A 14,153-nucleotide genomic window follows, 5' to 3' on the forward strand; every position below is an offset into this window, starting at 1 on the left:
CCGGCGCGAGCGTACGGCCCGGTTACTATTCCGCCGTGGCCGCCGCCTCTTCGGCGCCGGCCTCCGCCAGCATCCTCTCCACGTCCGCGCGGGTTGCGCGTTGCATCGGGCGCCCGTCCACCGGCGACGGTGGCGCCTGGCGCAGGCCGTCCAGCGGGAAGACCGTGAGCTCAACATCGGTGTCGTCCGGTCCGCGGAAGGCGAGGAAGGGGATGCGCTGTTCGCGCCCCTGTCGGCTGCGGTAACGGCGCTCGCCGGTCTCGCAGTGAATCCCCCGATCCCCCATCTCCAGGATGACCTCTTCCACTGTCTCGGCGAAGGCATGCAGATTGATCAGCGGTTGCGATTCCACTAGCCCTTGAAGGAGCGGGCCGACCAGCCGCGGTTCCAGGTGCTCCAGGCGTTCCATCACGACCAGCGCCGCTTCCAGGCGGCCGCGGTAGGCGGCGCGGCTGGCGGGGCTGGCAAACAGCCGGCTGCGTTCGACGGCGGCGTCCTGGATCTCCAGGTTACCGGGCATGTTGTGTCGGGCGTCCACGCCCAGGTGTTCCGCGGCTTTCCGCTTGGCCAGGCCGAAGTCCCGGATGCCGTCGTCGAGCATGATGCGAGCGGCTTCCTGGGCCAGCTCCTGGCGCGCGCGCGAGGGGCTGGCCATTTAAAAGACCAGTTCGGGTTGCTGGTTTCCGCTGCTGCCGTTCTCGCCGTTCCCCGGAATGACGTGTCCGCGTTCCGGGACCTGGTGGGGTAGCAGCCACTGGTTGCGCGCGCCCGGGGCGTCGTCGCTGGGGGCGCGCTGGCCGTTCGGCAGGATGGCGACCCGCACCAGGTCGTTGGGGCGCTCCACCGGCCGTTCCGGCTGGTCGGCCAGCACGCTGCCCATGAAGCGGGTCCAGATTGGCAGGGCCGCGCGACCGCCACTTTCGCGTCGGCCCAGCTCGCGGTTGTCGTCGAAGCCGATCCAGGCGGTTGCGACCAGCTCCGCGTTGAACCCGGCGAACCAGGCATCGCGGTAGTCATTGGTGGTCCCGGTCTTGCCGGCCAGGTCGGACCGGCCCAGTTCCATGGCCCGCCGGCCGGTGCCGGATGTAATGACGCTGCGCAGCATGTCGCTCGTCTGCCAGGCGACACCGGGATCCAGGACCGGTACCGGATCGGTGTACTGCAACGGGCCACTGCTGGCGACCAGCGGCAGATCCTGGCCCTTCGGGTTTGTGCAGGGCGCCGGGCAGGCTCGTTCGGTCGGTGCCTCGTACAGGGTCTCGCCATCCGCCGTCTCGATGCGCGCGATGATCCAGGGGCTGTTCAGGCGGCCGCCGCTGGCGAACACGCCATAGGCATTGTTCAGCTGCAGCGGGGTGAGGGAGCCGGTACCCAGGACCATGGACAGATTGTTCGGCTGCCTTTCGAGGTCCAGCCCGAAGCGCGTCAGTTCCTGGTGCACGTTTCCGGTGCCCAGGCGGTCGAGCAGGCGAATGGAGGCCAGGTTGCGGGAATTCGCGAGTGCCTCGCGCAGGGTGGTCTCGCCGTGGAAGCGCCGCGAGTAGTTCTGCGGGCGCCATTCGGCCCCCAGGGCGGGGTCGTTGAAGACCATCGGCGCGTCGATCACGGTCCCTTCGGGCCGGTGGCCCTCGCGCAGGGCCAGGGCATAGACCAGCGGCTTGAACGCCGATCCGGGCTGGCGTTGTGCCTGGGTCGTGCGGTCGTAGCGGTTTTCAAAGAAGTCGAACCCGCCCGCCAGTGCCAGGATGGCGCCGTCCTCAGGGGCCTGGGCGATCACGGCGCCGGTGACTTCCGGCTTTTGCGCCAGGCGCCAGCGGCCGTCGGTATAGGGACGTATACGGATCACGTCGCCGCGTTCGAGCGCCGGGGATCCGGCCCATTCGCGGTCTTCCGGCAGGACTTCCAGTTCGCCAATGCGGCCGCCGTCGACGCGCAGTACCCCGGCTTCGCCCTGCCCCAGGACGACGGCCGGGAACAGCAGCCTTCCGTGCACCCCAATGGCCATCAGCGCGCGCTCGCGTGCCTCGGCGTCCTCCAGGGTATTGTCGGGAAGCCGCATTTCGGGACCGCGAAAACCGTGACGCTCGTCATATTCCAGCAATCCTTCGCGCAGCGCCTGGTTGGCCGCTTCCTGCTGGCGGGAGTCGATCGTCGTGTGCACCTGCAGGCCGCGACGGTAGGCGTCGTCACCCCACAGGTTCACGACCATCTGGCGCGCCATTTCGGCGACCCAGTGGGCATCAATCTCGGTGGCTGTGGTGTGGCGTTCGGACAGCACCGGGCGCTCGATGGCGGAGGCATAGGCATCCTCGTCGATCACCCCGGTCTCCAGCATCCGCCGCAGTACGTAGTTGCGGCGGATCTCGGCCCGTTGCGGGTTGCTTACCGGGTTGGTGGTCGATGGCGCCTTGGGCAGGGCGGCGAGCGTGGCAATCTCGTCCAGTTCCAGCGCATCCAGCGAGCGGCCGAAATATACCCGCGAGGCCGCCTCGATCCCGTAGGCGCGCTGTCCCAGATAGATCTTGTTCAAATATAGCTCGAGGATTTCGTCCTTCTCGAGTTCCTGTTCCAGGCGGATGGCCAGGAAGATCTCGCGCAGCTTGCGTTCGTAGGTCCGCTCGCGCGTCAGGAAGATATTGCGCGCGAGCTGCATGGTGATGGTGCTGCCGCCCTGGCTGCGCTCGCCGCCGGTGGAGATCACATTCAGTCCGGCGCGGGCAAGGCCCATGACATCCACACCCGGATGGTCATAGAAGCGCTCGTCTTCCGCTGCAATAAAGGCATCGCGGACTTGCTGCGGGATCGCGTCAATTGGCACGGGAATGCGCCGTTCTTCCGCGAACTCACCCATAAGGCGGCCATCCGCACTGCGGACCTGCAGTGGAGTCTGCAGACGCACATCGCGCACGGCGTCGGCCTCCGGGAGGCTCGGCGCGTAGTAAACATAGAGAGCGGCCGCCGCGATGGACAGGCCGATTCCGGCTGCCAGCATCAAGGCCAACAGCGCCGTAATAATCTTAAGGAGCGGATTCATGACAGCAAGAAAAGTGAGGCCAAGATGAGAAGTCGCTTTCAAAGCGACTTGCAACCCTGAAGTCGCGGTGTATATTGTGAACCAGCTAGCATACGTGATTGTAACGCTACCAGTTACTTTCGTCGGGGTATACAGGGGGATGTGTGCTGAGTCTCGGAAAATCCAAACAAGGGGTCCTGGGCGTGGATATCAGCTCGGCAGCCGTCAAGGTGCTGGAGCTGACGCGACAGGGTAAGGGCTTTCGGGTCGAGGCCTTCGCGGTCGAACCGCTGCCCGATGGGGTGATGGTCGACAAGGTCTGTCAGGACACCGAGGCCGTGGGTAATGCCCTCGCCCGGGCGGTCAAGCGCTCCGGCACCCGCCTCAAGCACTGCGCGATGGCTGTGCCGTCCTCCGCCGTGATCACCAAGACCATCCAGATGTCGGCCGCGCTGGGCGATGCGGAGCTCGAGGGCCAGGTCTTCGTGGAGGCGGATCAGTACATCCCCTACACGCTTGAAGAGGTCAACCTGGATTTCCAGGTCCTCGGCAAGAACGAGAAGAACCCCGAGATGGTCGATGTGCTCGTGGTCGCTTCGCGCCGCGAGAACGTGGACTCGCGCGTGGCCATTGCCGAGGCGGCCAAGTTGACCCCCGAGCTGATCGACGTCGAGGCATACGCGATCGAGCATACCGCCGAGCGCCTGATGGAGCAGGTCCCCGACCGCGAGAGCAAGCCGATCGTGGCGGTCGTGGATGTCGGCTCTTCGGTGACCGCCGTGTATGTCGTCAGTCAGGACGAGGGCGTGGTGTACACCCGCGAGCAGAATTTCGGCGGCCGCATGCTCACCGAGGAGATCATGCGGCGCTACAGCATGAACTATCAGGAGGCCGGCTCCGCCAAGATGAGTGGCGACCTGCCGACCGACTACGCAAGCTCCATCCTCGAGCCCTTCAAGCAGACCATGGTCGACCAGATCCAGCGGCTGCTGCAGTACTTCTACGTGACCCGCCCGCAGGACACCATCGATCACATCCTCCTGGGGGGCGGCTGTGCGGCCATCCCGGGCGTGGACGAACTGCTCGAGGAGGCCGCCGGCACGCCGGTATCGATCGCGAACCCGTTCCGCGGGATGGCGTTGGCCAAAAGGGTCAACCAGGAACGTTTTGCCAATGATGCCCCGGCGCTGATGACGGCCTGTGGCCTGGCCGTGCGGGGGTATGCGTCATGATTTATATCAACCTCCTTCCCTGGCGCGAGAAGGCACGCGAACAGCGGCGCAAGCAGTTCTTCGCCGCGGTTGGTGGCGCCGCGGTGGTCGGCGTCCTGCTTGCCTTCGTTGGCTACAGTTTTATCGGCGCGTTGATCGACCACCAGCAGTCGCGCAACCAGATGCTGGAAAGCGAGATCCGCGAACTGGATCGTCAGATCGCCCGGATTCGCGATCTCGACGAACAGCGCGAGGCCCTGATCGCCCGAATGGAAGTCATCCAGACTCTGCAGGCGCAGCGGCCCGAGGCCGTGCATCTCTTCGATCAGCTGGTCGAGACCCTGCCCGATGGTACCTACCTCAACGAGGTCCGCCAGGAAGGCGAGAATGTGCGCCTGGTCGGGCGCTCCGAGTCCAACACCCGGATCTCCGCGCTGATGCGCCGGATCGATGGGTCGCCCTGGCTGGGTAGCTCCAACCTGCAGATTATCGAGACCCGCGAGGAGGGGCGCCTCCAGGTGCGTGACTTCCGTCTGGATGCCACGCAGACCCGGCCGGATGCCGAAGAGGGGGATTCCTGATGGATCTCAATGAACTCAAGCAGGTCGACTTCAACAACATCGGGGAAGCCTCCTGGGGCGTCAAGGGCTTGATCCTGGTCGTGATTGTCCTGGCCATCCTCGGCCTGTCCTATTACCTCTTCATCGGCGATCAGCGGACAGAGCTGGAGCGCGCGGAGAGCCGCGAACTGCAGCTGCGCGACGAGTTCGAGGACAAGCAGCAGCGGGCTGCCAACCTCCAGGCCTATGAGGACCAGCTGGAGGAGATGGAGCGCATGTTCGCCTCGCTGCTCGAGTTGTTGCCCAGCAGCGCCGAGATCCCCAGCCTGCTGGTCGATGTCTCGCAGACAGGGTTGCAGGCGGGTCTCGAGATCGAGCTGTTCGAGCCGCGCGGCGAGAACCGCCGCGACTTCTACGCCGAGGTCCCGATCCGTCTGCGCGTCCGGGGCGATTACGAGGATCTCGCGGAGTTCGTCAGCGGTGTCTCGGCCCTGCCGCGCGTGGTCACCATGCACAACATGCATATCCGTCCGGGCGCTTCCGACAACGACCTGCTGATGGATGCGGTCGCCCGAACCTATCGCTACCTGGAGGAGAACTGATGAGGCATTCTTCCATGCGAGCGGTATGGCCGGGACTGGCCATGGTCCTGACGGGCGGGATCCTGCTGTCGGGCTGTACTCAGGACAACCGTGACCTCGAGCAGTACATCGCCGAGGTCAAGGAGCGCCCGGGGAGCGGGATCGAGCCGATCCCCACCCTGGAGCCGCACGAGCCCTATCTCTATCCGGGGCATACCCGGTCGCCTTTCGACTCGTCGGTGATCGCCCAGCCGGAGCTCGCCGCGGCCGAGGGGCAGCCAGGAGACGCCGAGATTGATCCTGACCGCCCGCGCGAGTTCCTCGAGGGCTTTCCGCTGGATTCGCTGCGGATGGTCGGGTCGCTGGAGCAGCATGGCGTGCGCTACGCCCTGGTCCGGACCCCGGATCGAGGGGTTCAGCGCGTCACTGCGGGCAACTATATGGGCCAGAACCACGGGGAGATCATCGAGATCACGCCGACCCAGATCCGGCTGGTCGAGATCGTGCCGGATGCCTTCGGCGGTCACGTGGAACGTGAAAACTCGGTGGCGCTGACCGACTAGCGGTTGGGGGGGAAGAAGATGATGACGAGCATTCGCCGCAAGGTCGGCACAACCAACAGGGGATTCAACATGGGTTCTTCCATGCGCGCTTTCGCAGGCACGGTCGTTGCGGGCCTGCTGTTCATGGTGTCCCAGGGGGTGGCTGCCACCGAACTGGAAGAGATCCGGGCCGGCAGTCTGAGCGGTGACCGGGTGCAGGTGAACCTGCGCTTCTCGGAGACGCCGCCCTCCGATATTCGCGCCTTTGCGATTGATTCACCGCCGCGCATCGCGTTGGATCTGCCCAATGTCGGCAATGCATTGCCGCGGCGCGAGACGGACCTGAATGTGGGCCCGGTGCTCCGGGCGAGCACGGTCGAGGCGGGCAACCGCACCCGCGTGGTGCTGAACCTGACTCAGGCCTCCGAGTACCAGACTCGAGTCGAGGGCAATAATCTCATCCTTACGCTGGGCCGCGGGGTTTCCGAGGCGGATGCACGCACCCAGCAGGTCGTGGATCGTGCGGGTGAACCCGCTGCCACGACCCGCAGCGCCCGACCCATGGAGATCACGGGTATCGATTTCCGGCGAGGCAGCGAGGGCGAAGGTCGCGTCGAGGTGGATCTCTCCCGCTCTGGCGCCGAGATCAACGTTCGCGAGCAGGCCGGCCGCATCGAGATGACCTTCCCGCGCGCGATGGTCGACGAGTCGCTGGAACGTCGCCTCGACGTGGTCGATTTCGCCACCCCGGTGCACACGATTGACACCATCGCCGAGCGCAATCGAGTCCGCATGGAGATCGAGGCGCGCGGCGAGTACGAGATCATTTCCTACCAGAGTGATCGCCAGTTCGTCCTCGAGGTCGCCCCGATTTCCGAGGCCGAACGCCAGGCCCGCGCACGGGAGGAAGAGGAGTACGCCGGCGAGCGCCTGTCCCTGAATTTCCAGGACATCGAGGTGCGCTCCGTTCTGCAGTTGCTGGCGGATTTCACCGATCTGAACATCGTGGTGAGTGACACGGTGGGTGGCAACATCACCCTGCGCCTGAACAACGTCCCCTGGGACCAGGCGCTGGATATCATCCTGCGTGCCCGCGGGCTCGACAAGCGAATGGACGGCAATGTCCTGTACGTCGCCCCCAGCGAGGAGATCGCGGCGCGTGAACGCCTGGAGATGGAAGCCGAGCGTGACCGCCAGGAGCTGGAGCCCCTGCGCACGGAGTTCGTGCAGATCAATTTCGCCCAGGCCGAGCAGATCGCGTCCCTGATTCGGGGCGGTGATGGAGGGGAATTCCTCTCGGAGCGTGGCAGCATCACCATCGACACGCGCACCAACACCCTCCTGGTGCAGGATACCCAGAGCCGGATCGAGGACGTCCGTCGCCTGGTCTCCACACTGGATGTCCCGGTGCAGCAGGTCCTGATCGAGACCCGCATTGTGATCGCTGAAGATACCTTCAACCGTGAGCTGGGTGCGCGTTTTGGCATTAGTGCGACCCGGGGGAGCGATCGACGTACCTCAGCGGGCCTGTCCGGATCGCTGGAGGGCTCCGACAGTGCACTGGGTACCAGCCCCGGAGATATGGGTGGCCTTGCCATTGGCGATCGGCTGAACAGCTCGCTGCCGGCCGGTGGCAATGCCGGGCAGGCAGGGCTGAGCATCCTGCGCAGTGGCGTGTTGCTCGACCTGGAACTGTCCGCGCTGCAGGTGGAAGGTCGCGGCGAGATCATCTCCAGCCCGCGTGTGATCACCGCCAATGGCCAGACGGCGACGATCAAGCAGGGTGAAGAGATCCCGTTCCAGGAAGCCACTGCATCCGGCGCGACTTCGACCCAGTTCATCGAGGCCGTACTGTCGACGGAAGTGACGCCGCAGATCACGCCGAACGGCAACGTGATCCTCGACATCAAGGTGACAAAGGACGAGCCCAGCCAGCGTGTGATCCTTGGGGTGCCGGGGATCAACAAGCGCGAGGTGGAGACCCAGGTCTTCGTGGGCAACGGCGAGACCGTGGTCCTGGGCGGTGTGTACGAGATCGACAGCCGCACTAACCTCGAGAAGGTGCCGTTCTTCGGGGATATTCCGTTCCTCGGAAACCTGTTCCGCAATCGCTCCACGGAGAATACGAAAGCGGAATTGTTGATCTTTGTGACGCCGCGCGTACTCGACTGAGCGCAAGGTGTAGCGTCGCGGATTGCCCCGATGGGTTCGATCTCGAAAGCCGGGGCTTGTCCCCGGCTTTTCTTTGGGGGGCCCAGCCAGTAGCCTTGGCGCCCATGCAGAACATCGTACTGGTAGGCCCGATGGGGGCCGGCAAGAGCACAATCGGGCGCGGCCTCGCGGGGCTGCTACGTCGGCCGTTCTTCGATACCGATCAGGAGATCCAGCGGCGTACGGGTGTGGATATCCCGACCATCTTCGAGTTCGAGGGCGAGGGCGGATTTCGCAAGCGCGAGACGGCGATGCTGGAGTCGCTTCTTGAACAGGAGGGGGCGGTGATTGCCACCGGGGGCGGGATCGTCGAACGCCCGGAAAACCGCGAGCTCCTGCGGAACCAGTTCGTGATCTACCTGCGAGTGCCGGTGGAGGAGCAGTTCCGGCGTACCCGCCGCAACCGCAAGCGCCCGCTGATCGCGGAGGCGGCGGACCCGAAGGCCCGCCTTCAGGAGTTGTTCGCGGTCCGCGATCCGCTTTATCAGGAGGTCGCGGACCTTACGCTGGAGGGCAAGGGGCGGCGGGTGCGCGATGCGGTCAAGGGGGTATGCGCGGCGCTGCAGGTGCAGCGCCCGGATCTTTGCCAGCCGCGCTCCGAAGGCTAGTTGGTAACCATTAAGCGCACGAAAAGACACCAAGCAAGGGCGCGAGTCATCCACAGTGGCTGGTTGCGGCCCCATGCGTGATTCTAATGGGGTCAACGGGCAGTGGAAGGCCCTGGGCTCCATCGATCTGCCGGACGCCTGGTGGCGGTGGTCACGTGATTTTTTGAACCCCCCGAGGACGGCGGAGCACAGCGAGGCAGTTTCCGGTTGTTCAGGCGCTTCACGACCCGCATCCATACCGTTCGCGGATCCTTTTGCCTCGGAACACACCTGCCCCGAACGCCCTTCTCTAGGTGCTCCGTGGTGAACTCGCTTTGGACCTTCTTCGTGCGTTCATGCGCTTCGTGGTCGATCCCACTGCTCGTCAGTGGCGGGTGTTGCCGCCGCCATCGGGGACAAACATGCCGTCCTGCGATGGCGGTGAGCGGCGCCCGTGCGACGCATGGTGAAACAACAGGCGCCAGCCCGTGTCCAGCCAGCGCCAGGTCTGGCTGATCAGGATCGTCCCGGTGGGCGCGACGTCGCCCGGTCGCGTGATCGCCTCCTCGATGACCAGGCTGATGATCTCCCCGGTCTCGTGGCGCCCCACGATCTTCGGTTCGATCCCGATATTCAGTTCACGCGCGAAGACCAGTAGCCAGCTCTCCATCACCTCTGCCACGCCCCGGTGGGCGCGCGGGCTGCCCGGGTGGATGCAGACGATGTCGGGACGCTCGCCCCACAGGCGCATCATCTGTTCGATATCGGCGGCACGAAAGGCGGCGTAATACGCCTCGACGCAGCGATCGGCATCCGTCGCCATCAGTGCACGCCCCCGGTGGGCCATTCCGGCGTGGGTTCCGGGTCCGGGCTGGCGTGGTGGAGCACCATGCGCCAGCTTTCCCCATCATGGCGGTAGCCATTGGTCGCCAGCATGACGCCGCGCCGTTCACCCTGGACATACAGGTTTTCGCGCAATACGTGGAGGACGAGGTCTTCGCCCGGGATGGCGGTCACCTGGGTTCGGTGTACGATCACCCCGCGCATCCCCGGCAGGATGTCGTCCCAGCTTTCCAGGATGATGTCCGTTCCCTGCAGGCGCTCGCCGCCTGGGTGGATGCAGACACACTCGGCACTGTCGTGCCAGATTTCGCGCATGCCTTGTGCATCGCCTGCCTGAAAGGCCGCGTAAAAGGCGGCTTCGGCGGATTCGGGAGAAGGGAACGTGGCCATACCGGTCGGGGCCTCCTGAGACAGAGGAGTTATTGTCGCAGGAGCATCCGCGGATGACGAATATGCGAGATGACGTAATGGGCGCGACCCGCCAGAATGGCGCTCATTCATCACGGGAGCCCGTATGGCACGTATCCTCGCGACTGGCATTGTCACGCTCGACCACACCCTCGATGTTGCAGCCTTCCCGGCCGAGGACGACGAGGTCCGGGCGCTCGCCAGCACCACCCAGCCCGGAGGCAACGCGACCAACACCGCAACGATCCTGGCGCAGTTCGGCCACCGCCCGGGCCTGGCCGCGGTCATCGCCGAGGGTGCGGCCGGGGATGCCCTGAGCGCGTCCCTGGAGGGCCACGGACTGGATGTTCGTCACTGCGTACGCCGGCCCGGAGCGACGCCGACCTCCCATATTCTTCGTTCCAGGGAGACGGGCAGTCGCACCATCGTTCATCACCGCGACCTGCCCGAACTCGGGGTGGAGGATCTCGCGGGCGTACCCTGGCCGGAATATGACTGGCTGCACTTCGAGGGGCGTAACCCGGAGGCCCTTGCGTCCATCCTGCGCGCGGTGCGCGAGAGCATCTTTGACCAGCCGGTGTCGCTGGAGCTGGAGAAGCCCCGGCCAGGGCTCGACGCATGCCTGGACTATGCCGATGTCCTGATGCTCTCGCGCGACTGGGCCGCGAGCGTGGCGGGCACTCCCGAGGCTGCGCTGCAGCAGCTTTCCGAGCGCTTTCCTGATCGCATCCTGACCGTGACCGCCGGGGGCGAAGGGGCCTGGATGGCCGTGCGGGGCGCGATCCACCATTGTGAAGCGACGCCCGGACTGCGGGTGGTCGACAGCGTGGGGGCAGGGGATACCTTCAATGCCGGGTTGATCCACGCGCTGGTCTCCGGGGAGCCCCCGGAGCAGGCTTTGACGGCCGCTGTGCGCCTGGCGGAGCGCAAGCTCGAGCAGGTCGGCCTGGACGGGCTGGGTAACGCGGCCTCCGACCCGGGAGCGTGGCCCGGATAGCCCCCGCAGGGGGGTGGTGGTTGTTGACCGGTGCGGGCGGGACTCGGAGGTTCAGGCCTCTTCGCCGAAACGATCGGCCACCAACTCTGCGAGTGCATCCAGCGCCTCCGGCGCATCCTTGCCTTCGGCCTCGATGGTGATCTTGCTGCCCTGGGCGGCGGCCAGCATCATCACGCCCATGATGCTCTTGCCATTCACCTCCTGCTGGTTGCGGGAGACGGAGACGTCCGCGGCGAACTTGCTGGCCAGGCTGACGAACTTGGCCGCGGCGCGCGCGTGCATCCCCAGGCGATTAACGATGGGGACTACGCGCTGCGGCATCGCTGCACTCCTGATCGCAGAGGAGAATCCCGTCATGGCCGCCCGAAAGGGCCTTGTTGACCAGTTCGGTCAGGGGGAGGTGTTGATAGTTGAGCACGCGGATGAGCATCGGCAGGTTGGCGCCGGCGATCACGCGGGCATTTGCACCCCGGGCGACACGAATCGCCACGTTGGAAGGCGTGGAGCCAAACATGTCGGTTAGAACGAGCACCCCCGAGCCGCTGTCGAGGGTCGCCAGGCGCTCGCGGGCGCGGGCCAGGACCTCGTCGGGGTCGTCGTTCTGGGACATCGCCATGGACTCGCAGTCCTCGGGCAGGCCCCCGAGCATGCTCTGCGCGGTCTGCAGCAGGGTATCGCCCAGGTTTTGATGCGTGATCAGAATGAGACCAACGCCCATGGATCTGCTCCGATTGCGGGTTCCAGAAGGCCCTCGTCCCGCGTCCAGTGGTTACTGTTTCCCCAGCTCGCGGTGACGGGTGCTAACAGTAACATGTTCCCGATCCCGCCACGCCTCCGCAAGCCGCTCCACCAGATACACCGAGCGATGTTGCCCGCCGGTACAACCGATGGAGACGGTTACGTAGCTGCGGTGATCGTCCAGCAGGCGCGGCAGCCACTGCGACAGGAAGCCCTGGATGCTGTCGAACATGGCCGCGACCTCCGCGTGCCGCTCAAGGAACTCGCACACGGGCGGGTCGCGACCGGTCAGGGCGGCCAGATCGCTTTCGTAGTGCGGATTGGGCAAGCAGCGCACGTCGAACACGAAGTCGGAATCCAGCGGTGCGCCGTGTTTGAAGCCGAAGGACTGGAACTGCAGGGATAGCTCGTGTTCTCCGCGCTCGCCGATGCGGTCGCGCAGGGTGCGGGCCAGATCGTGCATCGACAGGCGCGAGGTGTCGACCGTCAGATCGGCCTCCGCCGCTACATGGCCCAGCCACTCGCGTTCGCGGTCGATGGCCTCGACCAGTGGCACGCCGTCGCGCGCCAGCGGGTGGCGTCGGCGGGTCAGATGGTAGCGCCGCAGCAGCACCTCGCTGGCCGCCTGCAGAAACAGGACCTCCACCTGCACCCCGTCCGCCCGTAGTTGCGCCAGGAGAACGGAGAACCCTTCCAGGGCCTCCAGGCCGCTGCGCACATCCACGCCCACGGCCAGATGGCGGTCGGTCTCGGTGTCGTAGTGGCCCTGCCGGACCTGATCGATCAGGTCCGGCAGCAGCGGCAGCGGGAGGTTGTCGACGCAGAAGTAGCCGGCATCCTCCAGGGTGTGCAGGGCCACGGTCTTGCCGGACCCGGACAGGCCACTGACGATTAGCAGGCGCATGGCCGATTCAGCCCTCCGGGTCCGGGTTGGGGACCGTAGTGGCGGGCACCGCGCGATGGTAGGGCGGCTCCTCCGTCTCGCCGCTCATCTGGCGGCGCTGGCGTGCGCGCAGGTCGTCGCCAGCGATATAGCCCTGCATGTGCAGCATGTGGTTGCGCACGGCCGCCTCGATCATCACTGCGATGTTGCGCCCCGGCGCGATCGGCAGGCTGATCAAGGGGACGCGCAGGCCGAGGATATCGATCTCGCCGCGGCGCCCGTTCAGCCGGTCATCGGGGACCGGCGAGGGTTCGCCATGATCACGCAGGTCGATGATCAGGCGCAGGTACTTGCCGCCCTTGATCGCGGAATCGCCGTACATGGCGCGGATGTTAAGCACCCCAAGACCGCGCACCTCGAGCAGGTCCTGGAGCAGAGCCGGACAGTGGCCGCGCACGATGTCGGGCGCAATGCGCGCGAATTCGGGCGCATCGTCGGCGATCAGGCGATGCCCGCGCGAGATCAGTTCCAGTGCGACCTCGCTCTTGCCGACGCTGGAGGCGCCGCTGATCAGCACCCCGATCCCGAGGATCTCCATGAACACGCCGTGGCGTACCTCGAAATGGGCCAGGCGCTGCTGCAGGAAATAGCGCAGCAGCGAGATAATCTCGTGGCTGCTGGTGCTGGAGCACAGGATCAGCGGCAGCGCCTCCTGCGGGGCGTCGGGCATCTCCGAGAACGGACAGGTGTCCTCGGCGAAGATCACCGCGGTGGTCCCGGTGCGGGCCATCTCCAGGATCAGGTCGTTGCACTGGGTGGCGCTGAGGCTGGAGATGTAGCGGGCCTCGAAGTCGCCGATGATCTGGATGCGGTTGGGCCGGATCAGGTTGAGATGGCCGGCCAGCGGCAGGTCGTCCCCGTCGTCGCCGACCAGCTTGCGGTCGGGTGCTGCATGTTCGCCGTGTACGAAGCGAAGATCCAGGCGGTTTCCCATGGCCTGGATCAGGCTCTCCACGTTGATGTCGCGGGCGATCCCGCCTTCTCCCAGCGCCTCGTTCATGGCAGACGCTGCGCGTCGGAATCGCGGCTGGAGGCGGGTTCCACGGGCTTAGTCCTCGCTGAAGCGGCGCACGAGTTCCTGTTCCAGGGCCGCCGCGTCCCCGGCCCGGCGCAGCGCCCCGATGGTGTCTGGCTGCGACAGGCCGCGGGCGAGCTGGGCCAGCAGGTCGAGGTGGTCGCCGGTGGCGGCCTCCGGGACCAGCAGTGCGATCAGGATATCGACCGGCTCGTGATCCATGGCGTCGAAGTCGACGCCCTTTTCCAGGCGCAGCACGGCCACGCGCGGCGCCTCGAGATCGGCCAGGCGGCCGTGGGGAATCGCAACCCCATGGCCGAGACCGGTGGATCCGAGTTTTTCGCGCGCGGACAGGGCCTCGAAGATCGCGTTGCTCCCCGGTCCCGTGCCGTCACCTCCGCCGGCGAGGAGGTCCGCCAGGGCCTCCAGTGCCCGTTTCTGGCTGGAGCACTCGGGTTGCAGGCCAATGCGCTCGGAGGTGATCAACTCGGCAATCGTCATGGA

Annotated in this window: 16 protein-coding genes; 7 read left to right on the forward strand and 9 right to left on the reverse strand. The window is 65.9% G+C overall.

What is annotated here, in order from left to right:
• Positions 1 to 25: 25 nt before the first annotated feature.
• Both TVD_RS01795 and TVD_RS01800 read right to left on the reverse strand, forming a co-directional pair.
• The gene (locus TVD_RS01795) at positions 26 to 655 is read right to left on the reverse strand and encodes a hypothetical protein (protein WP_047250664.1); all 630 of its coding nucleotides are present in this window, start codon (positions 653 to 655) and stop codon (positions 26 to 28) included.
• Positions 656 to 3,034 carry a penicillin-binding protein 1A gene (locus TVD_RS01800; protein WP_047250665.1) on the reverse strand — a complete coding sequence of 793 codons (2,379 nt, stop codon included), beginning with the start codon at positions 3,032 to 3,034 and terminating at the stop codon, positions 656 to 658.
• A gap of 143 nt (positions 3,035 to 3,177) precedes the next feature.
• On the opposite strand from TVD_RS01800, the gene TVD_RS01805 reads away from it, so the two are divergent.
• The 6 genes from TVD_RS01805 (at position 3,178) to TVD_RS01830 (ending at position 8,726) form a co-directional block, all read left to right on the forward strand.
• A complete protein-coding gene (locus tag TVD_RS01805; RefSeq protein ID WP_026313095.1) occupies positions 3,178 to 4,245 on the forward strand; it encodes a pilus assembly protein PilM in 1,068 nt (355 codons plus the stop codon).
• Complete coding sequence (locus TVD_RS01810; RefSeq protein WP_018650536.1) at positions 4,242 to 4,805, forward strand: PilN domain-containing protein; 564 nt, start codon at positions 4,242 to 4,244, stop codon at positions 4,803 to 4,805. The genes TVD_RS01805 and TVD_RS01810 overlap by 4 nt, the downstream gene beginning before the upstream one ends.
• Positions 4,805 to 5,386 (forward strand): type IV pilus inner membrane component PilO, encoded by a 582-nt coding sequence (locus TVD_RS01815; protein ID WP_018650535.1) that lies wholly within the window; start codon positions 4,805 to 4,807, stop codon positions 5,384 to 5,386. Before TVD_RS01810 ends, TVD_RS01815 begins: the two co-directional genes overlap by 1 nt.
• 14 nt (positions 5,387 to 5,400) lie before the next feature.
• Entirely contained in the window at positions 5,401 to 5,928 is a 528-nt protein-coding gene (locus TVD_RS01820) for a pilus assembly protein PilP (protein WP_018650534.1), read from the forward strand.
• An 18-nt stretch (positions 5,929 to 5,946) separates the two neighbouring features.
• Positions 5,947 to 8,079, forward strand: coding sequence for a type IV pilus secretin PilQ (locus TVD_RS01825; protein WP_082119058.1), 2,133 nt, complete (start codon positions 5,947 to 5,949; stop codon positions 8,077 to 8,079).
• Positions 8,080 to 8,183: 104 nt separating this feature from the next.
• Positions 8,184 to 8,726, forward strand: a complete 543-nt coding sequence (locus TVD_RS01830) for a shikimate kinase (RefSeq protein WP_047250666.1) — start codon at positions 8,184 to 8,186, stop codon at positions 8,724 to 8,726.
• 364 nt (positions 8,727 to 9,090) lie between these two features.
• Here the strand turns inward: TVD_RS01830 and TVD_RS01835 are convergent, their stop codons facing one another.
• Both TVD_RS01835 and TVD_RS01840 read right to left on the reverse strand, forming a co-directional pair.
• Positions 9,091 to 9,552, reverse strand: a complete 462-nt coding sequence (locus TVD_RS01835; protein WP_018168283.1) for a nuclear transport factor 2 family protein — start codon at positions 9,550 to 9,552, stop codon at positions 9,091 to 9,093.
• On the reverse strand, positions 9,528 to 9,938 hold the full coding sequence (locus tag TVD_RS01840) for a YybH family protein (RefSeq protein WP_019571647.1): 411 nt from the start codon (positions 9,936 to 9,938) through the stop codon (positions 9,528 to 9,530). Before TVD_RS01840 ends, TVD_RS01835 begins: the two co-directional genes overlap by 25 nt.
• Before the next feature lie 124 nt (positions 9,939 to 10,062).
• On the opposite strand from TVD_RS01840, the gene TVD_RS01845 reads away from it, so the two are divergent.
• On the forward strand, positions 10,063 to 10,953 hold the full coding sequence (locus TVD_RS01845) for a PfkB family carbohydrate kinase (RefSeq protein ID WP_047250667.1): 891 nt from the start codon (positions 10,063 to 10,065) through the stop codon (positions 10,951 to 10,953).
• A 51-nt stretch (positions 10,954 to 11,004) separates the two neighbouring features.
• On the opposite strand, the gene TVD_RS01850 is transcribed toward TVD_RS01845, so the two are convergent.
• Genes TVD_RS01850 through TVD_RS01870 form a run of 5 tightly spaced genes read right to left on the reverse strand, consistent with a single transcriptional unit; the run spans position 11,005 to position 14,150 of the window.
• The gene (locus TVD_RS01850; RefSeq protein ID WP_047250668.1) at positions 11,005 to 11,274 is read right to left on the reverse strand and encodes an HPr family phosphocarrier protein; all 270 of its coding nucleotides are present in this window, start codon (positions 11,272 to 11,274) and stop codon (positions 11,005 to 11,007) included.
• Positions 11,246 to 11,671 carry a PTS sugar transporter subunit IIA gene (locus tag TVD_RS01855; RefSeq protein ID WP_018168280.1) on the reverse strand — a complete coding sequence of 142 codons (426 nt, stop codon included), beginning with the start codon at positions 11,669 to 11,671 and terminating at the stop codon, positions 11,246 to 11,248. Before TVD_RS01855 ends, TVD_RS01850 begins: the two co-directional genes overlap by 29 nt.
• A gap of 51 nt (positions 11,672 to 11,722) precedes the next feature.
• Positions 11,723 to 12,595 carry an RNase adapter RapZ gene (rapZ, locus tag TVD_RS01860; protein WP_047250669.1) on the reverse strand — a complete coding sequence of 291 codons (873 nt, stop codon included), beginning with the start codon at positions 12,593 to 12,595 and terminating at the stop codon, positions 11,723 to 11,725.
• A gap of 7 nt (positions 12,596 to 12,602) precedes the next feature.
• Complete coding sequence (gene hprK / locus TVD_RS01865; RefSeq protein ID WP_018144532.1) at positions 12,603 to 13,634, reverse strand: HPr(Ser) kinase/phosphatase; 1,032 nt, start codon at positions 13,632 to 13,634, stop codon at positions 12,603 to 12,605.
• A 48-nt stretch (positions 13,635 to 13,682) separates the two neighbouring features.
• Positions 13,683 to 14,150 carry a PTS sugar transporter subunit IIA gene (locus TVD_RS01870; RefSeq protein WP_018168278.1) on the reverse strand — a complete coding sequence of 156 codons (468 nt, stop codon included), beginning with the start codon at positions 14,148 to 14,150 and terminating at the stop codon, positions 13,683 to 13,685.
• Positions 14,151 to 14,153: the final 3 nt, after the last annotated feature.

Origin of the sequence: Thioalkalivibrio versutus (genome assembly GCF_001020955.1) — a bacterium.
Taxonomy (GTDB): Bacteria; Pseudomonadota; Gammaproteobacteria; order Ectothiorhodospirales; family Ectothiorhodospiraceae; genus Thioalkalivibrio; species Thioalkalivibrio versutus.